At 72.7% G+C, this 26,321-nt stretch carries 23 protein-coding genes; 11 read left to right on the top strand and 12 right to left on the bottom strand.

Going from position 1 to position 26,321, the window contains the following annotated elements; translation table 11 throughout:
* The first annotated feature begins 173 nt into the window (after positions 1-173).
* Positions 174-638, top strand: coding sequence for a hypothetical protein (locus V7E46_RS07665; protein ID WP_333767699.1), 465 nt, complete (start codon positions 174-176; stop codon positions 636-638).
* Between the two features lie 408 nt (positions 639-1,046).
* Here V7E46_RS07665 and V7E46_RS07660 read toward each other — a convergent pair whose 3' ends face one another.
* Positions 1,047-1,634 (bottom strand): CGNR zinc finger domain-containing protein, encoded by a 588-nt coding sequence (locus V7E46_RS07660; protein WP_329178211.1) that lies wholly within the window; start codon positions 1,632-1,634, stop codon positions 1,047-1,049.
* Positions 1,635-1,729: 95 nt separating this feature from the next.
* On the opposite strand from V7E46_RS07660, the gene V7E46_RS07655 reads away from it, so the two are divergent.
* Complete coding sequence (locus V7E46_RS07655; protein ID WP_333767698.1) at positions 1,730-2,971, top strand: MFS transporter; 1,242 nt, start codon at positions 1,730-1,732, stop codon at positions 2,969-2,971.
* A 108-nt stretch (positions 2,972-3,079) separates the two neighbouring features.
* Here V7E46_RS07655 and V7E46_RS07650 read toward each other — a convergent pair whose 3' ends face one another.
* The 3 genes from V7E46_RS07650 to V7E46_RS07640 all read right to left on the bottom strand — a co-directional run bounded on the left by V7E46_RS07650 (position 3,080) and on the right by V7E46_RS07640 (position 6,384).
* A complete protein-coding gene (locus tag V7E46_RS07650; RefSeq protein WP_333767697.1) occupies positions 3,080-4,729 on the bottom strand; it encodes a transporter in 1,650 nt (549 codons plus the stop codon).
* The gene (locus V7E46_RS07645; protein WP_333767696.1) at positions 4,726-5,607 is read right to left on the bottom strand and encodes an ABC transporter ATP-binding protein; all 882 of its coding nucleotides are present in this window, start codon (positions 5,605-5,607) and stop codon (positions 4,726-4,728) included. Before V7E46_RS07645 ends, V7E46_RS07650 begins: the two co-directional genes overlap by 4 nt.
* 120 nt (positions 5,608-5,727) lie before the next feature.
* On the bottom strand, positions 5,728-6,384 hold the full coding sequence (locus tag V7E46_RS07640; RefSeq protein ID WP_333767695.1) for a bifunctional DNA primase/polymerase: 657 nt from the start codon (positions 6,382-6,384) through the stop codon (positions 5,728-5,730).
* 364 nt (positions 6,385-6,748) lie between these two features.
* Here V7E46_RS07640 and V7E46_RS07635 point away from each other — a divergent pair, with 364 nt between their 5' ends.
* Together V7E46_RS07635 and V7E46_RS07630 are read left to right on the top strand one after the other, a co-directional pair.
* Positions 6,749-8,128 carry a transcriptional regulator gene (locus V7E46_RS07635; protein ID WP_329178219.1) on the top strand — a complete coding sequence of 460 codons (1,380 nt, stop codon included), beginning with the start codon at positions 6,749-6,751 and terminating at the stop codon, positions 8,126-8,128.
* Between the two features lie 229 nt (positions 8,129-8,357).
* Positions 8,358-9,779 carry a hypothetical protein gene (locus V7E46_RS07630; RefSeq protein WP_333767694.1) on the top strand — a complete coding sequence of 474 codons (1,422 nt, stop codon included), beginning with the start codon at positions 8,358-8,360 and terminating at the stop codon, positions 9,777-9,779.
* Between the two features lie 56 nt (positions 9,780-9,835).
* On the opposite strand, the gene V7E46_RS07625 is transcribed toward V7E46_RS07630, so the two are convergent.
* Positions 9,836-11,101: an ABC transporter substrate-binding protein gene (locus V7E46_RS07625; RefSeq protein ID WP_443054071.1), complete on the bottom strand. Its 1,266-nt coding sequence runs from the start codon at positions 11,099-11,101 to the stop codon at positions 9,836-9,838.
* A gap of 160 nt (positions 11,102-11,261) precedes the next feature.
* On the opposite strand from V7E46_RS07625, the gene V7E46_RS07620 reads away from it, so the two are divergent.
* Both V7E46_RS07620 and purU read left to right on the top strand, forming a co-directional pair.
* Complete coding sequence (locus V7E46_RS07620) at positions 11,262-11,708, top strand: SCO4402 family protein (protein ID WP_329178221.1); 447 nt, start codon at positions 11,262-11,264, stop codon at positions 11,706-11,708.
* A gap of 27 nt (positions 11,709-11,735) precedes the next feature.
* Positions 11,736-12,632, top strand: a complete 897-nt coding sequence (purU, locus tag V7E46_RS07615) for a formyltetrahydrofolate deformylase (protein ID WP_333767693.1) — start codon at positions 11,736-11,738, stop codon at positions 12,630-12,632.
* Positions 12,633-12,742: 110 nt separating this feature from the next.
* Here the strand turns inward: purU and V7E46_RS07610 are convergent, their stop codons facing one another.
* Together V7E46_RS07610 and V7E46_RS07605 are read right to left on the bottom strand one after the other, a co-directional pair.
* A complete protein-coding gene (locus tag V7E46_RS07610; RefSeq protein WP_333767692.1) occupies positions 12,743-14,011 on the bottom strand; it encodes a maleylpyruvate isomerase N-terminal domain-containing protein in 1,269 nt (422 codons plus the stop codon).
* Positions 14,008-14,619 (bottom strand): sigma-70 family RNA polymerase sigma factor, encoded by a 612-nt coding sequence (locus V7E46_RS07605; RefSeq protein WP_333767691.1) that lies wholly within the window; start codon positions 14,617-14,619, stop codon positions 14,008-14,010. The genes V7E46_RS07610 and V7E46_RS07605 overlap by 4 nt, the downstream gene beginning before the upstream one ends.
* 234 nt (positions 14,620-14,853) lie before the next feature.
* Here V7E46_RS07605 and V7E46_RS07600 point away from each other — a divergent pair, with 234 nt between their 5' ends.
* Both V7E46_RS07600 and V7E46_RS07595 read left to right on the top strand, forming a co-directional pair.
* A complete protein-coding gene (locus V7E46_RS07600; protein ID WP_443054069.1) occupies positions 14,854-15,228 on the top strand; it encodes an STAS domain-containing protein in 375 nt (124 codons plus the stop codon).
* A 365-nt stretch (positions 15,229-15,593) separates the two neighbouring features.
* Positions 15,594-16,001 carry an ATP-binding protein gene (locus tag V7E46_RS07595; protein WP_329178227.1) on the top strand — a complete coding sequence of 136 codons (408 nt, stop codon included), beginning with the start codon at positions 15,594-15,596 and terminating at the stop codon, positions 15,999-16,001.
* Positions 16,002-16,038: 37 nt separating this feature from the next.
* Here V7E46_RS07595 and V7E46_RS07590 read toward each other — a convergent pair whose 3' ends face one another.
* Positions 16,039-17,133: a GlxA family transcriptional regulator gene (locus V7E46_RS07590; RefSeq protein WP_333767690.1), complete on the bottom strand. Its 1,095-nt coding sequence runs from the start codon at positions 17,131-17,133 to the stop codon at positions 16,039-16,041.
* A gap of 19 nt (positions 17,134-17,152) precedes the next feature.
* Here V7E46_RS07590 and V7E46_RS07585 point away from each other — a divergent pair, with 19 nt between their 5' ends.
* Complete coding sequence (locus V7E46_RS07585; protein WP_443054067.1) at positions 17,153-18,529, top strand: MFS transporter; 1,377 nt, start codon at positions 17,153-17,155, stop codon at positions 18,527-18,529.
* 78 nt (positions 18,530-18,607) lie between these two features.
* Here the strand turns inward: V7E46_RS07585 and V7E46_RS07580 are convergent, their stop codons facing one another.
* The 3 genes from V7E46_RS07580 to V7E46_RS07570 form a co-directional block, all read right to left on the bottom strand.
* On the bottom strand, positions 18,608-19,777 hold the full coding sequence (locus tag V7E46_RS07580; protein ID WP_333767688.1) for a flavin-containing monooxygenase: 1,170 nt from the start codon (positions 19,775-19,777) through the stop codon (positions 18,608-18,610).
* A gap of 87 nt (positions 19,778-19,864) precedes the next feature.
* Positions 19,865-20,761 carry a trypsin-like serine peptidase gene (locus V7E46_RS07575; RefSeq protein ID WP_333767687.1) on the bottom strand — a complete coding sequence of 299 codons (897 nt, stop codon included), beginning with the start codon at positions 20,759-20,761 and terminating at the stop codon, positions 19,865-19,867.
* A 190-nt stretch (positions 20,762-20,951) separates the two neighbouring features.
* Entirely contained in the window at positions 20,952-21,596 is a 645-nt protein-coding gene (locus tag V7E46_RS07570) for a TetR/AcrR family transcriptional regulator (RefSeq protein WP_333767686.1), read from the bottom strand.
* 307 nt (positions 21,597-21,903) lie between these two features.
* On the opposite strand from V7E46_RS07570, the gene V7E46_RS07565 reads away from it, so the two are divergent.
* Together V7E46_RS07565 and V7E46_RS07560 are read left to right on the top strand one after the other, a co-directional pair.
* On the top strand, positions 21,904-22,698 hold the full coding sequence (locus V7E46_RS07565) for a VOC family protein (RefSeq protein WP_333767685.1): 795 nt from the start codon (positions 21,904-21,906) through the stop codon (positions 22,696-22,698).
* 237 nt (positions 22,699-22,935) lie between these two features.
* The gene (locus V7E46_RS07560; RefSeq protein ID WP_333767684.1) at positions 22,936-25,311 is read left to right on the top strand and encodes a serine/threonine-protein kinase; all 2,376 of its coding nucleotides are present in this window, start codon (positions 22,936-22,938) and stop codon (positions 25,309-25,311) included.
* Positions 25,312-25,356: 45 nt separating this feature from the next.
* Here V7E46_RS07560 and V7E46_RS07555 read toward each other — a convergent pair whose 3' ends face one another.
* Positions 25,357-25,920: a hypothetical protein gene (locus V7E46_RS07555; protein WP_333767683.1), complete on the bottom strand. Its 564-nt coding sequence runs from the start codon at positions 25,918-25,920 to the stop codon at positions 25,357-25,359.
* Positions 25,921-26,321 lie beyond the last annotated feature (401 nt).

Below are 26,321 nucleotides of genomic sequence, written 5' to 3'. Positions count from 1 at the left end.
CGGGCGGCGCCGGGGTGCTGCGGGGGCGGCGCCCGGGGGCGCGTCGCAGGTCGGCCCGGTCCTCGCGCGCACACGCGGTCGTGGCCTGCTGGTAGCTTGCCGTCGCTGGATTCGTAATCGCGTCATGGGGGAGCACAGTGCGTCTTACGTTCGCAAGAGCGGGAATCGCAGCAGTGGCGGTCGCCGCCGCGCTGGCGTTGAGCAGTTGCGGCAGCAGCGACAACGACGGGAAGAAGCAGCCGGCAGTCGGTACGACCGTCAGCGCGACGGGGCAGCCGGTGTCGCCGTCCGCAACCGCGGCGATCGATCCGTCGGCCACGACGACCAACCCGGTGGAGTCGGCCGCGACCAGCGGCGACCCGACGCGGACCGTGGAAGGCGTATGGCTCGCCACGCAGGGCTCGGTCAAGGTGCAGCTCGTCCTGGGCGAGGGCAAGGCGGCCCTGACCAGTGCGCATTTGTGCGGCGGCGGATACACCGGCCAGGACGGTATCGGCCTGACGCTGACGTGCATGGACGGTGACACGGAGCGCACCAGCGGCCATGGTGTGCTCGCGCCTGACGGGAAGACGCTCACGGTGCGGTGGACCGGTGGCCCGACCGATATCTTCTCCCGCACCGGCCTGCCCAGCAGCTGACGGTACGTCCGCCCCGCGTGTGCTGTGGCCGCCATGACCCCCTCCTTGGCGAGCCGCACCGCCGGGCGTGACAGCGTGACCGACAGACCCGCGCCCGGGCGTGCGACGGCCCCGGGCGCCGCTCCTGCGTGTCCGGCCGCGTGATCCCCCGCCGAGAGGGCGCCCTCTTCCGCAGGGGGTGTGCGGCGCTCTCACAAAGGCGCGAGGAACTGCGTGCCCGGCCGAGACGGTGCAGCCGCCACGTACGCACCGCAAGCAGCAGCCCCTCCGGAGCGCGGGGGACTGCGCACCAGGCCACGAAAGATGCCCCGGCCGGAAGCGGCCCGTGAGGGGCAGTCACCCCGGGGCGCTGGACGCTGGGCATGCGATGGCGACGGCGCCCGAGAGTGGCCGCGCCGGGCACAGGACTCAGCTGCGTGCCCGGAACGTGGACTTCTTCGCCCGGTTCCCGCAGATGTCCATTGAGCACCACCGCCGCGTGCCGGGACGGGAGTTGTCGAGGAAGAGGGCGCCGCACTCCGGTGAGGCGCAGGCGTGCAGGCGCGGCAGGAGGGCTGGTGAGGCGGCCAGTTCGAGGGCGTCACGGGCGACCAGCGCGAGCACCGCTCGTACCGGGTCGTCAGCGCGGCGCCGCAGCTCGCCCGCCGCGGTGAGATACGGCACCGGCACGGCCGCGGCGGCTGCCCGGTTGAGCCGGACCCTGGCCGTGGCGGTGGGGGCCGCGGGGCCGCCGGCCGCGAGCGCCGCGGAGACCAGCGCGTAGGCGGCTTCGCGCAGCGCCCGGGCGTCGCGCACATCGGCTGCCGTGGGCGGCGCGGCCGAACGCGGCCCGTCGACCGGCGGGCCGCACTGGCGTACCCAGGCCACGAGCGCGGCAGGGTCGGCCAACTCCTCTGCCACGCCGGGAGTTCCGCGGTAGCGCAGGGTCCGCACGAAATCCAGGCACAGCCGTCCCGAGCCCTGCCGGAAACGCGGGGGAGCGGTGGTGTCCGTCATGCCGGCCAGCCTACTGTCGGAACCGGTTTGACTGGTACGGTCGTCGCACCGGTTTAACCGGTTCCGTTCGCGCCCGTCCGCGCAGTGAGGTGTCGATGTCCCAGTCCAACGGCCCCGCCCCCCTTGCCGATTCCGCCTCAGCCACGGGCGGCGCGGCGGTGCCGCAGACGCCAGAGCCGTCGCAGGCCGGGCCGCCGCGGCGGCTGGTGATCCTGCTCGCCGTCTCGTGCGGCCTGACCGTCGCCAACCTCTACTACGCCCAGCCGCTGCTCAGCGAGCTGCGGCAGTCCTTCCACATCGGCGCGGTCACCGCGGGCAGCCTGGTCACGGCCGGGCAACTCGGTTACGCGCTGGGCCTGTTGCTGGTCGTACCGCTCGGTGACGTCACCGAGAAGCGGCGGCTCGCCACGCTGCTGCTCTCGCTCACCGTCGGCGGGCTCGTCCTCGCCGGGCTGGCGCCCGGCTTCGCCGTCCTGCTCATCGCCTCGCTGATCGTCGGGTGCACGCTCACGGTCGCCCAGATACTCGTGCCGTTCGCCGCCGACCTCGCGCCGGACGCGAGCCGGGGGCGGGTCGTCGGACAGGTGATGAGCGGGCTGCTCACCGGCATCCTGCTGTCCCGCACCGTCGGCAGTGTGGTCGCCGGCGCGACGAGCTGGCGGGTGGTCTACCTCGGCTCCGCCGCGCTGATGACCGTACTGACGCTGGTGCTGCGTTCGATCCTTCCCCGGCGGCGGCCCGCCGCCACCCTCCGGTACGGAGCGCTGCTGCGGTCGACGGTCCGGCTGCTCAAGGTCCACCCGGCGCTGCGTCGGCGGGCGCTCTACCAGGCGGCGATGTTCGCGGCCTTCAGTGCCTTCTGGACGACCATCTCCTTCGTCCTCACTTCCGCGCCCTTCCACTACAGCCAGTGGCAGGTCGGGCTGTTCGCCCTCGCGGGCGCGGGCGGTGCGCTGATCGCCCCGCTGGCCGGGCGGTGGGCGGACCGCGGCCTGGTCCGGCCGATGACGGCGGTCGCCTTCGTCGCCGCCGCGGTCGCCTTCGGCGTGGCGGGAGTGGGGCGGCACAGCGTGCTGGCGCTCGGCGCCGCGGCCGTACTCCTGGACATGGCCGTCCAGACCACGCTGATCCTCGGGCAGCACGTGGTCTACGAACTTGACGGCGGCGCCAGGGCGCGGCTGAACAGCGCCTTCATGGCGACGTTCTTCGTGGGCGGAGCGGTGGGCTCCCAGGCGGGTTCCGCCGCCTACCACCTCGGCGGTTGGCCTGCCGTGACCGTCCTGGGCGCAGCCCTTCCCCTGCTGGCCCTCGCCACCGCCTTTCCCCGCCGGGGCTGACGCGGGAGGTGCGCCTCCGGCCGCCCCGCCCAGGGGGCGGGGACCAGAGCGCAATTCCCCGGCCTGTACAGGCGTGCCCTTGTAGCGGGGAGCCGGGCCGCCCAGGGCTCAGCCGCGGACCGTGGCCAGGATCTCGGGCAGGCGGTCCAGCAGGCGCGGCGCCGTCAGGCGCAGCGACACCATGGCAATGGCGGCGCCGTATATCGCGCCGACGGGGAGCGCGAGCCACAGCAGGCCGTGGTGGCCGGTGAGGTGGAGGGCGATGACCGGGCCCAGCACCGGGAGGCACAGCGCCGCCCCGGCGCCCGTACCGCCGAAGACGTTGACCAGCACCAGGCCGCTCTGACCGGGCGCGGCATTGGAGAACGGGTTGTCGCGCGGCACCGCGTAGGGGAATCGCACGCTGAGGAAGCCGCCGGTGGCGACGAGGGCACCGACGAAGGCGAAGGCCAGGCCCAGCGTCTCGGCCAGCGCGTCGACCCGGCCGAGGATGATGGCCGCGCCGGTGGTCACCACCGTCACGTACGGGACGGCGATCAGGGCGACGGTCAGCGCGCGGCCGCGCAGTTCGAGTTCGGCCTCGCGGCGGTCGCCGATCGTGGCCATGACGGTCCAGAACGCGGAGCCGTCCAGCCCGAACTGGTTGTACATCTGCACGCCGAGCAGCCCGGCGGCCCACAGGCACTGGTAGACGGTGCCGTGCTGGACCACCGCGACCAGCGGCAGCAGCAGGCCGACCGCGAGCCCGGTCGCCAGTGCCGCCTTCGCCCGCGGGTCCCGCCACAGGTAGCGGAACTGCCGCTGCATCACCGTGCCGGTACGGCCCTCGGGCAGGGGGAGGCGCAGCCGGGACCGCCCGGCGGCCGGGCCGCGCTGCCGCGACTGCTCGGGCGCGGCAGCGATCGTGGACGCGTCGGGAGAGACCATCAGCCGGAACAGGCTGCGGTGCCACCAGCGCAGTACGAGGACCAGCACGGCCACGGTCACGGCGAGCTGCACGGCCGCCAGGCCGTACGCGCCCCGGCCGGTGGAGCGGACCGCGTCCACGGCGGTGGCCGGGGGTATCCAGCGCAGCACGGACGCGGCGGAGGTGGCCCGGTGCAGCCCGTCGTTGCCGGACAGCGAACTGAGCCCGAGGTTGATCAGCTGGGCGCCGACCGCGACGAACAGACCGCTCAGCAGCGCCAGGTCGCGGCCTTTGCGGCTGGTCAGCAGCCGGGTGTTGGCCGCGGCTATCGCGCGGGACAGGGCGACGCACAGCACCAGCAGGAGGGCGACGGCCAGGACCGCGACGGCGACCGCCGCCGGGCCGTCCGCCACGGCGGTCACCGCGCCGGCCGCGAGCAGCAGGGTGAAGAGCGGTCCCACGCCGATCAGTGACGAGGTGAGCAGTGCGGTCAGCAGCGGGCGCGGGCGCAGCGGCAGCATGGCCAGCCGGGTCGGGTCGAGCGTGTCGTCGCCGCCGAAGAAGAACAGCGGCATCACCGCCCAGCCGACCGCGAGCACCACTGCCACGGTCACGGAGACGGCGGGCGCGTAGTGGTTGTGGCGCAGCGCGATCATGCCCGCGCCGTTGCCCAGCGCGTACAGCATCGCCAGGCCGACGCCGATGCTCCAGCCGACCGTGCGGCCGCGGGACTGGCGCAGCCCGTTGCGCATGAGCGACAGCTTGAGCCGGATGAAGACCCGGGTCACGGAGGGGGCCGCGCCGGCGGGCGCGAGCACCGGCGGTACGGCCTGCGGCGCGGTGGCGGTCATCGGGGACCGCCGCCCAGCCAGTCCAGGTCCTGACCGGTGCGGCGGTCGGCGCCGACCAGGGACAGGAAAGCGTCCTGCAAGGTGGGCGCGTCGCCGCGCACCTCGGCCAGCGGGCCGCGCGCAACGATCCGGCCGGCGGCCATCACCGCGACCCAGTCGCACAGGCTCTCCACCAGTTCCATCACGTGCGAGGAGAAGACGACCGTGCCGCCGCCGGCCGTATACCGCTCCAGCACACCGCGGATGACCTGCGCGGACACCGGGTCGACGCCCTCGAACGGCTCGTCGAGGAAGAGCACTTCGGGATTGTGCAGCAGCGCGGCGGCCAGGCCGATCTTCTTCCGCATGCCGGTCGAGTAGTCCACCACCAGCTTGTGCCGGGCGGCCGTCAGGTCGAGCACGTCGAGCAGCTGGGCGGTCCGCTTGTCGACCTCGGCGCCGGGCAATCCGCGCAGCCGGCCGGTGTAGGCGAGCAGCTCGCGCCCCGACAGCCTTTCGAACAGCCGCAGGCCCTCGGGCAGTACGCCGATCCTGGACTTCACCGAGACCGGGTCGGACCACACGTCGTGGCCGTTGATCTGCACCAGGCCGTCGTCGGGCCGCAGCAGACCGGTGACCATGGACAGCGTGGTGGTCTTGCCCGCGCCGTTCGGCCCCACCAGGCCGATGAAACGGCCCGCGGGCAATTCCAGGTCGATGCCCGCGACAGCCGCCTGCTCGCCGAAGCGCTTCCACAGCCCGCGCACCCGGACCGCCGGGACAGGCCCGTCCGCCGCAGCGCCCCCCTGCGCCGGCCCGGTGCCACCGGCCGCCCCGTAGTACGGAACGGGCGCCCCCCGTTCCGCCCGCGTCTGTGCCCGTCCTGCCTCGTCCGCCATGTCCCGTTACCCCTCCCCGTGCCCGTGCCAGCGCTTCCTTCGCGCGTGCCGCCACCCTAAGGGCGACCACTGACAGTGACGAGAGTGCGGCAGAAAATGCGTGCGGTTACCGGCGAGGGCTCACTGGGCGCGGACCGCGGTCGTCTCCCGGCTGCACGCGTACGCGAGCGGGCTCAGCAGCTCCTCCGCGTCCGGCAGCCAGCGGTTCGCCGGGGTCGGCCGGCGGGCCCACTGGGCGCAGCCGCCCGGCGCGGTCCTGGTCGGCGGCGCGACGACCCAGCCGCCCTCGCCGAGCACCGCCAGGTCCAGCGACTCGGGCAGCCACCCGAGCCTGCGCAGCAGGCGCGGGATCTTCGCGGCCGCGCCCGGGATGACGAAGAAGAGCAGGCGGCGGCCGGGTGTGCCCAGCACCGGGCACAGCGGCAGGTTCATCCGCTCCATCCGGGCCAGCGCCAGGCAACCGGCGTCCTCGGAGACGTCGATGGCGTCGAAAGTGCGCCCGGTGGGCAGCAGGATCGAGGACTCGGGCTGGTGCTGCCACATCCGGCGCACCGCCGGAGAACTGCCGCTGGCCGAGGTCGTCCAGTCCGGCCGTGAGGGGTGTGCGCCTGGCGCGGCGCAGCCGGCCGCCCCGCAGGAGCAGTGGGGTGCGCCGAAGGCATCGGTCTCCAGCCAGGAGCCCGGCAGCACGGCCCAGTGCCGTGCCTCCGCGTAGCCGACCGCCGCGTCGAGCAGCCGTCCGGTGACGTCGCGCGGGGCTCCGATGCTGTCTTCCACGCGGTACTCAACTGCCCCTGCGTTCGGGGGTTACGGGGTGAATCCGCGGCTCATGGCGGGCGCACGGATGCAATGCCGGGGGCGCGTACGGGCAGCCGGCGTCCGGGGCGGGTAAGCAGTGGAGGGCGGCCCGCCGGGCGGCTCCGGTGAAACGACGGCAAAGCGGGGCATTTTCCACTCGAAGGGTGGGAAGCATCCGCACAGCAGCAGCCGCACAGTCGTACGGCCGTACCGCCCAGCAGGCGTACGGCCGCCGGGCACGCCGCAGTTGAGCCGCGGCACCGCGGGCCACAGGCCGTACAGACGCTGGGCCGTACAGACGTCAGTCACCAGGATGGGGTTGACGAGGACGAGGGGGAACACCATGGCGGCACGACCACTTGTGGCGCGGCAGCCGAACGAACGGCTCCAGTCGCTGATCCAGGAGGCCGGCTGCTCGAACGCCGGACTCGCCCGCAGGGTCAACATGTGCGGGGCGGAGCACGGCCTCGATCTGCGCTACGACAAGACGTCGGTGGCCCGCTGGCTGCGCGGCCAGCAACCGCGGGGCAGGGCGCCCGGCATCGTCGCCGAGGCGCTGGGACGCAAGCTCGGCCGTGCGGTGTCCATAGACGAGATCGGCATGGCCGACGGCAAGAACCTGGCCACCGGCATCGGCCTGCACTTCGCGCCGACCGTGCTGGGCGCGATCGAGCAGGTCTGCGAGCTGTGGCGCAGCGATGTCGGCAGGCGCGACTTCCTGACCGGCTCCACGGTCGCGGCCTCCGCCCTGGTCGAGCCGAGCAGGGACTGGCTGATCACCCGCCCCGACCAGGGCGTGGCGCGCAACGGCGGCGCAAGGGTGGGCGCTTCCGACGTCGAGGCGGTCAAGGCCACCACCCAGGCGCTCACCGAACTGGACCACAGATTCGGCAGCGGCCATGTCAGACCGGTGGTCGTGCACTACCTGAACAGCGTGGTCTCGGGCCTGCTCGCGGGCAGCTACCGCGAGTCGGTGGGCCGTGAGCTGTTCTCCGCCGTCGCCCGGCTGACCGAACTGGCGGGGTACATGGCGGTGGACACCGGCCAGCCCGGCTTGGCCCAGCGCTACTACATCCAGGCGCTGCGGCTCGCCCAGGCGGCGGGCGACCGCGGCTACGGCGGCTACATCCTGGCCGCGAGCATGAGCCATCTGGCCGCCACCCTCGGCAATCCGCGGGAGATCGCCCAACTCGCCCGCGCGGCGCAGGAAGGCGCCAGGGGACAGGTCGGCCACACCGCGGAGGCGATGTTCTTCGCCGCCGAGGCGCGCGGCCACGCGCTGCTCGGCGACGCCCGCACCTTCGCCACCGTCGCCGGGCTGGCCGTCGACGCGATGGAACGTTCGGAGCCGGACCAGGACCCGCCCTGGATCGCCCACTTCGACCACGCCTATCTCGCCGACGAACTCGCGCACTGCCACCGCGACCTGGGCCAGGCCGTGCCCGCCGCCCGGCGGGCGGAGGAAGCACTGGCCGCGCACCCCGCCACCCGCGCCAGGCGGCGGGCGATCGACATGCTGCTGCTCGCCGACGCCCTGGTGCAGCAGCGCGAGATCGAACGGGCCTGCCACACCGGCACCCAGGCCGTCGCCCTGCTGGCCGGTCTGCGCTCCGACCGGGGCGCGGAGTATCTGGAGGACTTCCGCCGCCGGCTCGACCCGTTCTCCGCGGAGCCGTCGGTACGCGAATTCGGCGCGCGGCTGGAGGCGCAGGACGCCGCGTAGAACGGTCAACGGGCAAGTGCACACCGAATCGTTACCCGACCGACACGCTTCGGGTGCAACGCACGCAAAGCGCTGGAGAAACCCGGCGGCGCCGTCCTCCGCGGCGCCCCGGGCCGCACGTCACCGCGATGTCCCGGCGTTCACTCGTTCGGGTTCGTGGTCCCCCTCCCCCTTCACCCGGTAGCGTGTGCAGACGTCCGACACTGGGTGAAGGCGGGAGTCAACGGCGATGCACAGCAACGGACGTGGCGAGGAAACGCCCGAACCGTACCGGGGCGTCGTCCTCCCGGCAGGGCAGCAGCAGCCGTCCACGGCCTACGGCGAGCATGTCCACCCGGCCGGCGGCACCCCCTGGGGCGACCCCGCGCAGCAGGACGGCGCGCCGCCCGTACCGCCGCAGGCGCCGCCGCCGTATCCGCCGCAGGGTGTCGAGCCCGCGGACGCCACCCAGATGCTGCCGCCGTACCCCGGCGCAGGACCCCAACCCGTACCCCCGGCCCCTCAGCAACCCGTCGCCCCGGTCGCCGACGCCACGCAGATGCTGCCGCCGTACCCGGGCGCCCCCGCGCCGGAGCCCGCTCCTGCCGAGGCCACCCAGGCGCTGCCGTTGTCGATCTTCCACGAGCAGCAGCCGTACGACGCGTACGGCCAGCAGCAGTCGTCGCAGCAGGGCTATGCCGGGCAGGAATTCCCCGGGCAGCAGCAGTATGCCGAGCCGCAGCAGTACCAGGACCCGCAGGTGCATGCCGACCCGCAGTTGTACGGCGGCCAGCAGCAATATGCGACGCCGGCCGCGTACGACCAGCCCGTGCAGCAGGGGCCGGGGCACGACAGCGACTACGACCATCTGTTCAGGACCGACGTCCCCGGCCCCGAACCGCTGCGCCAGCGCATCATCCAGCCGCCCTCCGCACAGCAGCAGGCCCAGCAGCAGGCCTACGGCAGGCCGCCGTGGGAGCCCGGCTATGCCGAGGAGGGCTACGACGACGAGCGCGGCGGCGGTCGCAGGATGTCGCCCAAGGTGCTGATCGGGATCGTCGTGGCCGGCTGCGTGGTGGCCGGCCTGGTGGTCGGCGCCCTGATGAACAGCGGGGGCAAGAGCGGCACGGACAGTGCGGACGGCAAGCCGTCCGCGAGCGCCACGGACAAGGCGACGGGATCCGCGGGCGGCAGTCCGAAGGCCGCGGACGGCGGCGCGGAGGATCAGGCCAAGGCGCTGGACTCGCTGCTGAACACCAGCGGCGCGAGCCGCAGTTCGGTGGTCGGCGCGGTCGAGTCGATCAAGAACTGCAAGAACCTGCCCGGTGCCGCCTCGGACCTGCGGGCCGCCTCGGCCCAGCGCACCGGCCTGGTGACCCAGCTCAGCGCCCTTGCCGTCGACAAGCTGCCCAACAACGCGGAACTGACCACGGCCCTCACCAAGGCCTGGCAGGCGTCCTCGGCCGCCGACGGCCACTACGCGGCATGGGCCGACCAGGCGGCGAACGGCGGCAAGGTCTGCAAGGGCGGCCACGCCCGCACTACCGCGGAGGCACAGGAGGGCAACAAGGAGAGCGGCACGGCGACCTCCCAGAAGAAGGCCGCGGTGAAGCTGTGGAACACCATCGCCACCCAGTACGGCCTCACCCAGCGCCAGTACAGCCAGCTCTGAGGCGCTGAGGCACATCCCGCGGGCGGGGATGTGCCTCGGCTCACACTCCGGGTGCCTCAGTTCACGCTCGCGGCCTTCTTGAGGGTCGCCGCCACGTCCACGAAGCCCGAGCCCTGCTGCACCAGCCGGCCCTGCTGTACCACCTGGTAGGTGACCTTGGAGTCGACAAGGCGGGTGTGGTCGGGTATGTCGAGCAGGTCGGTGTCGGTCCAGCCGAGGTCGGGGGTGAGCCCGCCGGTGGACAGGCCCGTGGTGCGGTCCAGCGCCTTCTGCACGGTGTCGGAGGTGATCTCCGCGCCCTTCTCCTTCTGCATCGCCTCGACCACCTTCGTGAATACGGTGTAGGCGATCCAGGTGGTCTGCACCCCGGGGTCGGCGACGTCGATACGGTCGTCGGAGAAGGCGTATTTGGTGACGACCGACTTCATCTGATTCCACTTGGCGTCGGACGCCGGCGGGTACCAGCCGGTGACCAGGGCGTTCTCCAGCGGGCTGTGCGGGCCGCCGGTGGCGTCCACCAGGGACTGCTGGACGCTGCCTATGACCGAGCCCAGCCGGACCTTCGGCGGCTTGTCGCCGAGCCTGCGCAAGGAGTCGAAGAAGGTGCTGGTGTGGTCGCCGAGCACCGCGGACACGCAGGTGCTGGTCTTGTTGTCGCCGACCGCACGCTGTGCCGCCTCGGTGTAGTCCGAGGCGTCGTCCTGGGCGGGCAGGTCGCGGGCGGCGGGGCGGCCGGCGGTCTTGAGTCCCTCGTCGAGGAAGATCGGGAACTGGTCGCCGGTAATGGTGTCGGGCCGCACCAGGGCCACCTTCTTGCAGGCGCCCGACAGCTGCCCGCCGGAGCCGGCGAGCAGCGCGGGCAGCCCGCCGTTGACCGGATACGACAGCGGGCTCTGGAACTCGTCCTGCGTGATGCCGTAGCCGCCGATGTAGGGAATGTCGTTTGACTCCAGCGCCGTGGTAAAAGCGCCGCCCTGCTGGCTGTACGAGCCCACGACGGCGACCGCGTGGGCGTCGGCGGCCCGCTGGACGCACATCGACACCGCGACCGAGTCGTTGCGCTCGTTGCAGGTCAGCACCTTGAGCTTGCGGCCGTTCAGTCCGCCGGTGTCGTTGACGTAGCTCTCGAAGGCCTGCGCCATGGCGAGCATTCCCGGCATATTGGTCGACCTGGTGTCGTCCGGCGCCCAGGTCATCACCACGACTGGTCCCGGGGAGCCCCCCGTGCCCCCCGGGATCGCACCACAGCCACTGGCCAGCGCACCTGCGGCCAGCAGCGGAAGAACAGCTTTGCGGGCCCTGCACACGCGCCGTTCAGTCATAGGTACGGAAGATTCCGGTCCACGCCCAACGCGAGGATGACCCCGCGGGAACGGGCGGTCACTTTCAGGTGAATTACAGGTGCCGGCGTTCGATTGCGTACGATTGCCCGTCGTGCAAGGTTCGGAGAAGTCTTCCCGTCGCGGCCGTCTCTCCTCCACGATGGGGGGCATGCCGCTCAACGACATGCCGTGGTGGCGCTGGCGCAGCAATGTGCGCTCGGCGCTGCACATGATCAGCGACCCGGTCTTCCAGCGCGAGGTCTGGCAGACCGGGCGGCCGGGCTATGGCGACGTCACCGACGCCGTCTACCGCCTCGTCGAGGACACCTGGCTCGACAACTGGTCCGCCGACAAATACGTCGGCACCATTTTCCGTGACCCGCAGGAAGCGGCGCTGGTCGATGTCGCGGTGCTGCGGGTGCTGAAGATCCTGCACCAGGTGGGCGCCGACGCGCCCGCTTCCGCGTACCTCGAACACCCCGGCTGGCCGGACGCGGTCCTCGCCGCACGTGAGGCGCACGTCCTGATGGCCGGCGCGGACGGAGAGGACCCGGACAGCCCGCCGCGCTCGCTGGAGGTGCTGGCGATCTACACGCGTTCCGCTTGACGGATAGCCCCGCGCCGCGGCGGCCATATGTGTCAAGCTGACGGGGTGAACGAACAACTGTCGCAGCTGCCTGCCGAGCCGCAGTACATCCTCACGCTGTCCTGCCCCGACAAGCAGGGCATTGTGCACGCGGTGTCCAGTTATCTGTTCATCACCGGCTGCAACATCGTTGACAGCCAGCAGTTCGGCGACCGCGGCAGCGGGCTGTTCTTCATGCGGGTGCACTTCTCCGCCGAGGCCCCGATCACCGTGGACAAGCTGCGGGCCAGCTTCGCGGCGGTCGCGGACGCCTTCCACATGGACTGGCGCATACATCCGTCCGCCGAGCGCATGCGGATCATGCTCATGGTCAGCAAGTTCGGGCACTGCCTCAACGACCTGCTCTTCCGTACCAGCATCGGCGCCCTGCCGGTGGAGATCGCCGCCGTGGTGTCCAACCACACCGACTTCCGCGAGCTGGTCGGCTCCTACGGCGTCCCCTTCCACCACATCCCGGTCACCCGCGCCACCAAGGAGGAGGCCGAGGCGCAGGTGCTCGACCTGGTACGCCAGGAGGGCGTGGAACTGGTGGTGCTCGCCCGCTACATGCAGGTGCTCACCGACCACCTGTGCCGCGAGCTGTCCGGGCGGATCATCAACATCCACCACTCCTTCCTGCCGAGCTTCAAGGGCGCCAAGCCGTACCACCAGGCGCACGACCGGGGCGTGAAGCTGATCGGCGCGACCGCGCACTACGTGACGGCCGACCTCGACGAGGGGCCGATCATCGAGCAGGAGGTCGAGCGGGTCGGCCATGAGGTCACCCCGGAGCACCTGGTCGCCATCGGGCGGGACGTGGAGTGCCAGGCGCTGGCCCGTGCGGTCAAGTGGCACAGCGAGCACCGGGTGCTGCTCAACGGCCGGCGTACGGTCGTCTTCGACTGATCCCGGCCGATGCCGCCGGGCGGCTCGGATCCGTGCCGCGGGCAGCGGGAGTCACCCGGCGGGTGCCACCGGCGGCCGTCAGCGGCGGGACTCGGAAGCGTCCCCCGCTCTCAGAGCCGGGACAGCGACGCCGCGGCATAGAGCACGTCCCGGATGACGGCACGGTCGCCGGACTGGCCGACCGCGATCCGCTCCGGCTCCAGATGGCCGGCGGCGAGCTGACAGAATTCCACGCCGTCCAGCGCCACTTGCGCGACCGTATGGTCCTGCGAGGCGACCGCTCCTGGGGAGTCGAGCGGCAGACACCACCGGCCGCCGCCCGCGCCCTCGATGTCCAGCAGCAGCGAACGCCCGGGCGTTCCCGCGTCGGCGAGCCGGGCCGCCGAATCCGCGAGGCCGTCCCTGCGCCGCACGGCCAGCGCGGTGGGCAGCATCCTGGCGGCCAGGTCGATCATCCGGTTCAGATTGCGCGGCGCGGGCGGGTCGTAGGGATATGCCACGGCCTCGGCAATGTCCCCCGCGTGGATCCAGCACTCGAAGGCGCGGTCCACGAAGGCGTCCTTGAGCGGCAGCGTGAAGGACCCGTAATCGACGCCTATTGCGGCGGCGCCGCCACCGGCGAAGGACACCGTGCGCAGCAGGGCGTGGCTCTGCCCGCGCCAGGTGTCGCGCAACTCGGCGCCCTTTTCGGCGGCGGTGCGCTGCGCCGTCCACAGGGCGTCGGTGCGCCCGGCGGGGTCGAGCGGCAGGTCGAGGCCCGCCGGCCGGTCCGTGCCGGGCAGGTCGAGGGCCGCCGCGAGCAGGCCGTCGACCGTGGCGAGATGGGCGATGACCTGGCCGACGGTGACCTTCCTGGTCACCGGGGCGCCGTCGTACCAGCGCAGTTCGACCGGCTCCTGCCAGTAGTTGTCGCCGAGGTCGCGCAGCAGCGCGTCCAGCCGGGCGGCCTCCGCATCGTAAGGCCCCGCCCACTCCGGCACCGGGATACGGGCCGGGCGGCGGCCCAGGCAGCCTTCGAGTACCCGGGCCCTCAGCAGCGGATCGAGGTCCAGGCTGTCCTCGTGGTGCAGCAGGCGCACCGCGTCGCGCAGCCGCAGTGCCTCGTCCGCGCAGGCGGCGCAGTCGGTGAGGTGGTCCTCGACGGCCAGCGACTCGTCGCGCGAGCAGACCGCCAGCGCCCAGGCGCCGAGCAGCGACTTCAAAGTGCCGTGGTCGTACGGCGGCAGTCCCGGGTGTGGGGACGGCGGCGGCGCGGGCGGGTCGACGGGCGCGGGGAGCCCGCGCGGGGTACCGGACTGGTCGCGCTGGTTCGGTACCCGGGGGAGACCGTCGCCCTGGTCCTGCGGGCCGTCGCCGTTGCGGTACGCGGGGCCGCTCACGGCCGGCCTCGGCGGCTCTGGCCGCGGGGGTCGCGTACGTCGTGCGGATCGCGCCTCTCCAGCGGGCGGCTCTCCTGGCCGTCGGCCGGGTCCATTGCCGTGGACAGCAGCTGCAGGCCGAGCCGCAGCCGGCGCCGCGACTCGTCGGCGCTCACTCCGAGGCCGGCGGCGGCGTCGCGGTAGTCCAGGTGCTCGCGGTAGGCGAGTTCGAGCGCGTCGCGCAGCGGCGCGGGCATCGAGGTGACGATGAAGTCGGCTCTGGCCGCTGTACTGGCCTCGCGGACCCTGGCCTCGACCTCGGTGGGCGACGAGCGCCCGCGGCTCGCGGACTGCCGCAGTCTGTGCACCGCCTGGCTCTGGGTGAGCGCGGCGATCCAGGACCGCAGGGAGCCGTGCTTGGGATCGTAGTCGTCCGGATTCTCCCAGATGTACCCGAAGACCTCGCGGGTGATCAGGTCGGCTGCCTCGTCGTCGTCGAGCACCCGGAACGCCAGATTGTGCACGAGCGAGGCGTACCGGTCGTACAGCTCGCCGAGCGCGGCTTCCTCGCCGCGTGCGAGCCGCTGCTGCATCTTGCGGTCCCAGCGCGGTGGTGCGGGTGTCGCCATCTGCCGCCCCTTGCGTCGTCGGCCGTCTCACCGGCCCGGTGGCCACTGCATTCGACCGTACCGGCCGACCCCCACGGCCTGCGCCCCTTTGTACCAACCTGGCCTCTCATGTGAGCGGTTCTGTCGGTCTGTTATCCGGGTGTGACCGGAAGATTGCAGAGTTACGGCTGAGAACGGGCATAGGGTCGTTGTGATGACGAAGCTGAACCCGACAGCGAGGCGAGGTGCGGTCCCGTGCTGGTGACCCGAGCCGAGCAAGACGGCTGGGCGGTGGTGACGGTCGCGGGCGAGATGGACCTGATCTCGTCGCCCGCGGTGCGGCAGAAGGTCCATGACGCGGTCGCCGAGGGGCGGCGCAGCGTGGTGCTCGATCTGGCCGATGTGCGCTTCTGCGACTCCAGCGGGGTGGGCGTGCTGATCGGTGCCCGCCGGCTCATGCGGTCCTGCGCGGGGCGGCTGCGGATCGTGCTGCCCGAGGGGGGCGCGGCCCCCAGCGAGGGCGCGCACGTCAACCGGGTGCTTGCCGCGCTCGGGGTACGCCGGCTGTTCGAGGTCTTCCCCGACCTGGCCGCGGCGACCGACGAGTCCGCCCAGCCGTTGAGCGCCTGAGCGGCCGCGGCGGCCCTGCGGCTCCGTCCGATTACGGAGCGTCCGCGCGGCGTTGTGTCCGATGTGTGACTTGTTACGCGGCGGAGTCGGGAGCTACCTCGGGTACGCTCCATCGGGTGCGCGTACGTTCAAGGCAGCTCGGAAGTACCGCCCGGTCGAGCCGGGTGGGGCCGAGGCCTGGGCGTTCGACGCTCCGCCCGAAGCGCCGCACAGTATGCAGTACCCGTGGTCCATTGCGCTGGAATACGACGGAAGCGCTTGGTGCGGTGACTGTCGGTCAATCATGCTGTGTGAAGGCGGGATCACGCTCGGTGATCCCGGGCAGGCGTGAAGCCTTGTGTCCGCCGGTTCGGATGGTGTGAGCAGTGCAGATGCTGCAGGTGCAACTGGAGGTCGGCGTCGACCCCGCGGAAGTGGGGCGGGCACGCCGCTGGGCGAGGTCCCGGCTGGTCGGATCCGGAATAGGTGCCGATGAGCCGGTCGCCGAGACTCTGATCCTGCTCATCTCGGAACTGGTCACCAACGCGGTGGTGCACACCGGGTGCCCCGCGGTCCTGCGCATGCTCTTCCCCGCCGCCCCCGCCGCGGCGGTACGGGTCGAGGTCGCCGACACCAGCGAGGCCCCGCCGGCCCCGCGGCACGCCCGGCGCGACGAGACCGGCGGACGCGGGCTCGAACTCGTCGACGGCCTCGCCGACCGCTGGGGCTGGCAGCCCGAGGGCGCGGGCAAGCAGATCTGGTGCGAGGTCGACCGCGCCGCCGCCCTGAACTGAGCCGGTCCGAGCCGCCCTGCTCCGGAGGGGGCGGCGTTCAGCGCTGCCCGGACGGCTGGAAGGTGCGCCGGTAGGCGGACGGCGAGACCCCGAGCGTCAGCTGGAGGTGCTGCCGCATCGAGGCGCCGGTGCCGAAGCCGGCCTTCCTGGCGATCAGGTCCACGCCCAGATCGGTCGACTCCAGCAGCTGCCGGGCCAGTTCGACCCGCTGCTGGGTCAGCCAGCGGCCCGCGCTCATGCCCACCTCCTCCCGGAAGCGCCGGGTGAAGGTGCGCACACTCATCGACTCCCGCTCGGCCAACTGCCGCAGGGTGAGCGGCTGGTCCAGCCGGTCGAGCGCCCACGCCCTGGCCCTTTCGGTGCTGGCCAACTGGGGCTCGGGCAGCGGCCGGCGGATGAACTGCGCCTGACCGCCCTCGCGGTGCGGCGGCACGACGGTGCGGCGGGACACCGCGTTGGCGACCGCCGTCCCCCAGTCCCGGCGCACGATGTGCAGGCACAGGTCGATGCCCGCGGCCACTCCTGCCGAGGTCAGCACATCCCCGTCGTCCACGTAGAGCACGTCGGGGTCGACCCTGACCCGTGGGAAGAGCCGCTGGAAGTGGTCGGAACTGCTCCAGTGCGTGGTCGCCGGCCGACCGTCCAGCAGGCCCGCGGCGGCCAGCAGGTACGAGCCGGTGCAGATCGACACCACCCGCGCCCCCGGCCGGATCGCCGCGAAGGCGGCCCTGAGCGGCGGCGTGAGTGCCCCCTCGGTGAAGACCGACCCGAGTTCGTGCGACGCGGGCACGACCACGGTGTCGGCCTGGGCCAGCGCCTCCGCCCCGTGCCGCACCACGATCGGGAAGTCCGCGTCGGTCCGCACCTCACCCGGCTCGACGCTGCACGTCGCGATCTCGTACAGCGGCGTACCGTCCTCGGCGCCCGCGGCAGCGCCGAAGATCCGCAGCGGGATGCCCAGTTCGAACGGGATCACCCCGTCCAGCGCGAACACCGCGACACGGTGCCGCCCCGGGTGCCGGAAGACCTCGGCGGAGGCTCCGGGCACGGCGGCAGGCGCCGCGGCCCGGGAGGCCGGCGGATCCGCGGGCAGATGCGGGCGGGGCTGCGGGGGCAGCGCTGCGACGGTCATGGCCCGATCCTTGCACATGATGGCCATCGGGCCAGTCGTCGCCCGGAACGGACCGCCGGAGACTGATCATGTGACGCAGACATCTCAAACCCTCGCGCCCGCCACTGGCGGTATACCGCCCGCTCCCGGCCGCCGACCGCGCCTGCACCGCGCCTGGGTCGTCGCCGCCGTCACCTTTGTGACGCTGATCGGTGCTGCTGCATTCGCCTCCCTCCCGGGTCTGCTGATCGACCCGCTGCATACCGAATTCGGCTGGTCGCGGGGCATGGTCGGGCTGGCCGTGTCGGTCAACCTCGCGCTGTACGGAATCACCGCCCCCTTCGCCGCGGCGCTGATGGACCGCTTCGGCATCCGGCGGGTCGTCGCCTGCGCCCTGCTGACGATCGCGCTCGGCGCGGCACTGACCGTCTTCATGACGCAGGTGTGGCAACTCATCCTGTGCTGGGGCGTCCTGGTCGGTCTCGGCAGCGGGGCCATGGCCCTCGCCTTCGCCGCCACCGTCACCAACCGGTGGTTCGTCGCCCGCCGCGGCCTGGTCACCGGCGTCCTCACCGCGGCCGGCGCGTCGGGCCAGTTGGTCTTCCTGCCGCTGCTGTCCTGGATCACCGAGAACCACGGCTGGCGGCCCGCGGCCGTGATCGTGGCGCTCGCCGCGGTCACGGTCGTCCCCTTCGTCTGGTTCCTGCTGCACGACCACCCCGCCGACGTGGGCCTGGCGCCCTACGGCGCCGCGGAGTTCGTCCCCAAGCCGCCGCCGGCCACCGGTGCCGCGGCCCGCGCCCTGCGGGCACTCGCCGAAGCCGCGCACACCGGCACCTTCTGGCTGCTCGCGGGCTCCTTCGCGATCTGCGGGGCCTCCACCAACGGCCTCGTCAAAACGCACTTCGTGCCCGCCGCCCACGACCACGGCATGCCCGTGACGGCTGCCGCCTCGCTGCTCGCCGTCATCGGCGTCTTCGACATCGCGGGCACGGTGGCCTCCGGATGGCTCACCGACCGCATGTCGCCGCGCCGGCTGCTGGCCGTCTACTACGGCCTGCGCGGATTCTCGCTCATGTTCCTCCCCATGCTGCTCACCGACAGCATCCACCCGCCGATGGTGCTGTTCATCGTCTTCTACGGACTCGACTGGGTCGCCACGGTGCCGCCGACTCTCGCCGTGTGCCGCGAGTACTACGGCGAGAACAGCGCGATCGTCTTCGGGTGGGTGCTGGCAGCCCACCAGATAGGTGCCGCACTCGTCGCGTACCTCGGCGGTGTGGCCCGTGATGCGTTCGGTTCGTACGACGTCGTCTGGTACACCTCCGGTGCGTTGTGCGCGGTGGCCGCGCTGATGTCCCTGGTGATCCGCCGGCGGCCGGTCGCCGCGCCTGCCGCGATGGCGGTCGTCGTGTGAACGGACCGCCGCACGCGCCCGGTTCCGCATCCGCCCACGATCACTCGCACGAGTGATCGAACCCCGCGTCGTCGCAGGTCACGCGTGGATGCGGGCCGCCGCCCCGGCGATCCGGCGGGCGTCGATCGCCATTTCGCGGAACATCCCGCTGATCGGGTTGGTGAACCCGGTGAAGAACAGCCCCGGTGCGCCCGGCGGGGTGTGTGCCCCGTGCACAACGGGACGCCCGCGGCCGTCCAGCACCCCGAGATGGCCGACCAGGGTTTCCAGTCCGCGCCGGTAGCCGGTCGCCGCGATCACCACCTCGGGCGCGATCAGCGAGCCGTCCGCGAGACGCACCTGACCGTCCTCGAACCCCTCGACGGCGGCGACGGGTTCGACGCGCCGCGACCGCACCGCACTGATCAGTCCGACGTCCTGCACCGGGATCGTGCCGTCGAGCACCCGCGCGTACAGCCCGTTGTCCGGCCGCGGCAGGCCGTACGCGGACAGGTCGGGCACGCTCGCCCGCTCGATGTACGGCGCCACCCGGTCGACGAGCCGCGGCGGCAGCCGGCGTACCAGGATGCCGCTCGCCTGGGCAGGCCAGCCCGCGGTCGAGCGGCGCATGATGTGCGGCGGGGTGCGCACCGCCAGCCGTACCCGGCCCGCACCGCCCTCGACCAGGTCGACGGCGATCTCGGCGCCCGTGTTGCCGACCCCGACGACCAGGACGTCACGGCCGGCATAAGGGGCGGCGTTGCGATAGGCGGCGGCGTGCAGCAGCTCGCCGGGGAAGGTGTCACGGCCCGGCCAGTCGGGTGTGTGCGGCGAGTGGTTGTGGCCGGTGGCCACGACGACCACCGGCGAGGCGAGCACCCGGCCGCCCGTGGCGGGCAGTTCCCAGCCGCCGCCTGCGCGCTCCACCCGGTCCACGGCTATCCCGGTCGCGATCTCCAGGTCGTGGTGCTCCGCGTACTGCTCCAGGTAGCGCACGACATCGTCCCGGCCGACCCAGCGGCCGTACGAGCGGGGTATCCGCAGCCCGGGCAGGGCGGAGAGCCGCCGGGTCGTGTGCAGATGCAGCCGGTCGTAATGGCCGCGCCATGACGTGCCGAGCTGTTCCGCGCGCTCCAGGACCAGGGGGCGTACACCGCGCTGCCGCAGCGCCGCCGCCGCGGCCAGGCCGCCCGGGCCTGCCCCGATCACGATCGCGTCCGGCGTCGCGGCCAGGCCCGCTGCCGCGGGAGGTGAGGTGGGGTCGGACATGCGGAACTCCTGTAGTGGGGCGTCGTACTTGGCTGCGGTCGAGAGCGTAGCCGCTGGGACGGCGGCGGCCCGGTCGGACAGATACCCTCAGGCACGGTTGGCAGTACGGAGGAGGGCGAGAACGGGGTCGGCGAAGACGGGGCTGTACGAGATGCGGTCGGTGGGGCCGCCGCCGCCGAGGCCGCCGATCAGGCCGATCACTGTGCCGGTTCCGGTGCGGACGTCGTAATCGAGCAGCCAGGGACTGCCGGAGGTGCCGTCGAAGAAGCCGTCGCACGCCAGCCGCAGCTGGTGCCGCTCGTCCAGGCGTTCCGTGGTGGTCGTGCAGGTGATCGCCCGGTCGTCGGGGTCGCTGCTGAGCTGCGGATAGCCGATGACGGTGACGCGGTTGTGGTAACCGGGCGTACGGGCCAGGCGGTTGGCGCCGGTGACGTCCTCGACGCGCCGCCCGTGCCCGTCGGGCCGCACTCGGGCGAAGGCGACGTCGAAGTCGGAGGCGGCGGCGTCGTCCGGCGCCCAGCGCGGGTCGGTGAAGACCTTGTCGACCGCCCAGATCCCGTGCGGCTGCCGATCCGCTCCGGCACGGTACTGCGGTACGAAGCCGATGTCGGCTCCCGGCTCGCAATGTGCCGCGGTCAGGATGAGATCGCGGCCGGGGCTGTGGACGACACTCGCCGTGCAGTAGTGCGCGGCGAGGTCGTCGCCGATGGAGAAGAGCACACCCACCGTCGGTACCCCGGCGAAATGCACGGCGGATCCAGGCGGCCCGGACGCCGCGGAAGCGGCGGCGGCCTTCGCGACCGGCGACAGCCGGCGGCCCGACGCCGGCATCGAGCCGGCCATCCGCTCGGGCGTCCAGAAGCGGGCAGCCGCCTGTGCGGTCCAGCCCGGCGCCGTACGGACGCAGCCCTGCGCCGGACACAGTACGGCCAGCAGCGCGAGCAGGGCGGTGGACGCCAGCGGCAGCAGCATGTGTCGCAGCACGGGCGGTCGGCCCCCTTCGGCGGCGGAGGGCGGGTCGCGGCCGCGCGGTCCGCCGGTGGCGGGCCGCGCCGGTCGTACGCCCGGCTCTCGTCCGCCGCGGTCCCGCGGATCCGGGGCCGTGCGGGACATCTTGCCGTGCCGGGCCGCGTTCCGACCCCGTGCCGCGCAGGGCGCGGCGCACTCCTCGCGGCTACTTCGGCGGCTTCTTGCCGGTCACACCGAGATGAACGAGCAGCGCCAGGTTCGGCTTGAGGTCGGCCTGCTTGACGCCGCCGGTGAAGCCCTTCTGGTGGGCGGCGACCCCGGCGAGCATGGTCACCAGCGAGCCGGCGATGGCGGGCGCGCTGACGTCCTTGTCGACCCGGCCCCTGCCCTGCAGCTCCTTGATGGACTCGGTGAGCGAGCCGGTCACCGCGGTGAGGATCTTGGTGCGGATCTTGGAGAAACGTTTATCCCCCTCTGCGGCACCGAGATCGATGACGCGAAGGATGGCGTCGTTCTTCCGCCAGAAGGTGAAGAAGCCGTCGACGAGTTCGTCGGCCGCCTGGGCTCCCGACTTGCCGACCCAGGAGCGGCCCGCGACCAGTTCGGTCAGGCTCGCACCCTCCTTCGCCATCTCGTCGGCGAGCTCCAGGACGGCGCCCTCGACGTCGGGGAAGTACTGGTAGAAGGTGGCGGGCGAGGTGCCGGCCATCCGTGCGACGTCGATCACCTTGACGTCCCGGTACGGCGACGTGCTGAGCATTTCGCTCAGGCAGTCGAGCAGCTTCTGCCGCGTCGCCTGCCCTCGGCGACCCGCGACACGTCCGTCGACGGTGCGAACTTGTCCTGTCATGCCGTCAGTTTAGCGACGCGTGACCCGCGCGCGATTTGACCGCGTGCAAATGGGGAGGGGGTGTCTGGTGGTACGGAAGTCGCAGGTCAATGAGGGTTTCCAGCGGCTAAGCGGAACCTGCTTCTGAGACGTTTGCCTGGTTGTTGTGCACCTTTTGTTGACTTTTGTGGTGCACGAGTGGGCCGCCCCGGAAGAATTGACCATATGTTCGAATTAGGCCGCTGTGCTGTGGGGAAGATCACTGACGGCGGCGGCGGAGGCGGCCGTCGAGCAGGCGGCGAGCACACACGAGAGGGAGGACCGGACCATGTCCGCATTCGGCGAAGGCGCGCCCTGCTGGGTCGACGCGTCCCTGCCCGACCTGGCGGCCGGCCGGCGGTTCTACGGGGAGCTGTTCGGCTGGACCTTCGAGGACCAGGGCGAGGACTTCGGGCACTACACCCTGGCGTTCCGCGACGAGAAGCGGGCGGCGGCCCTGATGGGCAAACCGGATCCCGCGATGCCCACCTCCTGGAGCGTCTACTTCGCGTCGGCCGACGCGACCGGCGCCGCAGACAGGATCGGTGCGGCGGGCGGACAGGTCGTCTTCGGTCCCGACAAGGCAGGGGAGGCCGGGGTGATGGTGGGCGCCATCGACCCCGGAGGCTCCTTCTTCGGCATCTGGCAGGCGGACGGCCACCTGGGCTTCGAGATCACCGAGCAGCCCGGCGCCTTCTGCTGGACGGAGAACCACACGCAGGACACGGCGGCCGTCGACCCCTTCTACGCATCGGTGTTCGGCTACCGGGCCGAGCAGATAGGCGACGGGGAGCACTTCGACTACAAGGTGTGGTCGCCGGCCGCGGAGCCCGAACAGCGGGTCGGCGGCCGGTTGAAGCTGGGCGCCGGCCTCCACGACGAGCAGCCCTCCACCTTCCGGGTCTACTTCGCGGTGGACGACTGCGACGCCGCCGCGGCGAGGGTGCGGGAGCTCGGCGGACAGGTGACAGGGGAGCCGGCGGACTCGCCTTTCGGCCGGGTGGCCTCGGTCACCGACGACCAGGGTGCAGGTTTCACGGTCATCGACACCCGCCGCAAGGGGGGTTTCGTAGACGGGAGTTGACGGACGCCGGTTCTTTTCCGGCGCGTTGTGCCGCTCCCGGCACAGCAGGTGGCGGATGATAACGAGTTCGTTCCCTGGGCGTGTCGTGACGGCCCCGGGTTCGCAACCGGCGCCCTTCCCAGGAACAATCGTGTTCGTACCCTGGCGTGGGCGCGGGGAACGGACCGCGAAGGGCAGGGCGTACGGACGCGGGGCACGGCCGCAACAACGCGGGTACGGGGAGGTGGCAGGGCAGTGATGGAGCAGCTGACGCAGCACGACCCGAGACGAATCGGCCCTTTCGAGGTGCTGGGACGACTCGGAGCCGGCGGCATGGGGCTGGTCTATCTCGCACGCTCGGCATCCGGCCGCCGGGTGGCGATCAAGACCGTACGCGCCGAGCTCGCCGAGGACCAGCTCTTCCGGGTCCGCTTCACGCGTGAGGTGGAGGCCGCCCGCGCGGTCTCCGGCTTCTACACCGCGGCCGTCGTGGACGCCGACCCGAGGGCCGCTGTTCCCTGGCTCGCCACCGCGTACGTTCCGGCGCCGTCGCTGGAGGAGATCGTCAACGAGGCCGGGCCGATGCCCGCGCAGGCGGTGCGCTGGCTCGCCGCCGGTATCGCGGAAGCCCTCCAGTCGATCCACGCCGCGGGCCTCGTGCACCGCGACATGAAACCGTCCAATGTGCTGGTGGTGGAGGACGGGCCGCGGGTCATCGACTTCGGCATCGCCTCCGGAGTGTCCAACACCCGGCTGACGATGACCAACGTCGCCGTCGGCACCCCCGCCTACATGTCGCCCGAGCAGGCACGCGACTCCCGCAGCGTGCGCGGCGCGAGCGACATCTTCTCGCTCGGCTCGACGCTGGTCTTCGCCGCGACCGGGCACGCGCCCTTCCACGGTGCGAACCCGGTGGAGACCGTCTTCATGCTGCTGCGCGAGGGTCCCGACCTGAACGGGCTGCCCGACGAGCTGCGCCCGCTCATCGAGTCCTGCATGCGGATGGAGGCGGAGGGCCGGCCCACCCCGGCCGACCTCCAGGCCCAGCTGGCCCCGCACCTGTTCTCGACCGGCAGCGACGACACCGGGACCGCGTCGGCCTGGCTGCCGCCCGGCGCGGTCGCACTGATAGAGCAGCGCCGCAGCGGTCGGCTCCCCGCCGCGGTGGACAGGGGGCGCGGCGCGCACGCGGCAGGCCGGCCGCGGACACCGCAGGCCGACCGGTTGCTGCCGCCCCGCCCGGCGCAGCCGCCGCCGATCCCCGCGCACGCGCCGGGCGACAACAACCGCAACCGGCACGGCGCCGACCGGTCGGGCGAGGCGGTGCACCTCGCCGGGTCCGCGCCGATCGGCCCCGGCCTGCGGGTCGCAGAGGCCGCCGAGCACAAGGCGGCGAGCGGGGCCGCACCCGGCACCGAGTGGGTCCGCCGCAGAGCGGGGGCGCACCGGGCGGGCGATCCGGTGCCGGCGCCCGTCCCCTCGCAGGGAGCGGTGGCGCCGCCCGCGGAGTGGCGGCCGTGGCGGTTCCGGATGTCGAACGACGTGTGGGGCACCCCGGTGGTGGCCGGCGGGCTGCTGTACGTCACCTCCTTCGAGGTGCACGCGCTGGACGTGGCGAGCGGGCGCCGCGAGTTCAAGACCAGGGACGTCGCCTGGACGATGGCGGTGGACGGCGGGCGGATCCACGCCTCGGACGGCCCGAGCCTGTTCGCGCTGGACGCGAAGGACGGCGCCGACCGGTGGCGTACACAGATCGACGGATGGGTCTACGCGGTACGGGCCGACGCGGGCACCGTCGTCACCGGGACCCGCGGCGGCGGTGTCCAGGCGTGGGACGCGGGCCGCGGGATGCTGCGGTGGGAGCGGGGCGGGGCGCAGACGGAGTTCGAGTCGCCGGACTCGGGACCCACCGTCGTCGGCCGGGCCGTCTACTACCAGGGCGGCGGCCACCTGCACGCGGTGGACGCGCTGACCGGCGCCGAGATGTGGTCGTATCCGGTCGGCGAGTCCGGCGCGGCCGGCTCGGTGCCCACCAGGCCGGTGGTCGCGGACGGCGTCGTGCATGTCACCGCCGGCACCAGGGTGCTCGCGCTCGACGCCCGCAGCGGCGCCGAACGCTGGCATTTCGACGCACCGGCCGTGATGTTCGCGCCGCCCGCGCACGTTCCGGGGCCCGGGACGTCCGGCGGCGGCCTCTACGTGGCCGACCACCTCGGTACGGTCTACGCGCTCGACCCGGCCGGCGGGCGGGAGCGGTGGCGGGTCGCCACCGAGCCGCGGCAGTCCGTCGAGCCGGTCGTCGTGGCGGCCGGCTCCGTGCACCTGGGCGCGGGGAGCGCGCTCTACACGCTGGACGCGGTCAGCGGCACACCGCGCTGGCGGTTCGCGGCACAGGGCGAGATCGTCGGGTCGCCCGCGGTCGCCGACGGCCGGGTGCACTTCGGGTCCAAGGACCACTGCCTCTACACCGTCGACGCGCAGGGCGGGCAGTTGCGCTGGCGGCTGGAGACGGGCGGCGAGATCACCGGTTCGCCGGTCAGCGCAGACGGCGTCATCTACGCGTGCTCCAAGGACCGCTGCGTGTACGCGCTCGACGCGACGAAGGGGACCGGGGCGTCGGTCCGCCGGGCGTAGCGCCTGCCCCGCGCCCGTGGCCGCGCCTCTGCCCGCCCTCCCCGGTCAGTCCGGGGGCCGGTCGGACAGCGGGCGCAGGGTGAGGGTGTCGTCGTCCTGCGGGCGGTAGCCGGGCTCGGGCGGTGCGGCGGTCGGGGCGTCGGCGTACGGCTTCTTGTACGGCTGCTCCCACGGCGGGGACGGCTCGATGTGGCGCGTCGTGCGGCCCGGCATCATGGCCGCTCCGAGCAGCAGCAGGGTGCCGCCGCCGACCGCCGCCGCCACACCGATGTCGAGGCCGTCGCCGCCGGCGGTGAGCGATCCGGCGGACTGGCCCTGGCGGACCATCCACAGCACGGTGACGCCCAGGACCAGGACGCCCGCCGCGCCGACGGCCGACCGGGACCGCAGCAGTACGCCCAGCAGGGCGAGCAGGGCGGCGAAGCCCAGCGGAAGGAAGAGGGAGCCGAGCAGGGCCGCGGCTGCCGGGGTGACGCCGACCCCGGTGAAGAGGTCGTCGACCCGGATGTCGGACCCGTGACGCCCGCCATACCAGACACGGAAGGGACTCTGGACGGCGAGCACCGCTCCGATGAGCGCGAGGAGTGAGCCGGAGATGTTGCGGAGCATCTGGCGGCACCGCCTCTTTCGCGTACTCAGCCCCCTCGGGGCCGAGGTTACGCCGCGAACCGGGCTCTCGCCACGCGAGGGCGACGCGCCCGGGGTGCACGGCCGCGGTGCATTGTCACGCGGCGGTGCCTTGTGGCGGGGCGCGCAGTCTCCGCGCCTGTGGGGCGGCGGCGCCTTCGCACGCGACGGTCGTGGCGGGTCGCGCGCGCCATCTCGGCGCCCGTGGAGATGTGCGGCTGCGCTGGCACACGACGGTCGCGCGCGATTCTCCGCGCCTCCGCCCCCGCGGCCACGCGCACCTATGCACAGCAAACTGACCGCAGCGCCCCCTCCCAGCTGCGGCCAGTCTGCTGTGCGCGCCCGGGGCGAGCGTTCGCGGTCCCCCGAAACCCGCACCCCTG

The sequence above is a fragment of the Streptomyces sp. IBSBF 2435 genome, from assembly GCF_036815005.1.
Lineage (GTDB): Bacteria > Actinomycetota > Actinomycetes > Streptomycetales > Streptomycetaceae > Actinacidiphila.
Note: the sequence above shows the minus strand (reverse complement) of the source record. Positions and strands in the feature narration are given on the sequence as shown.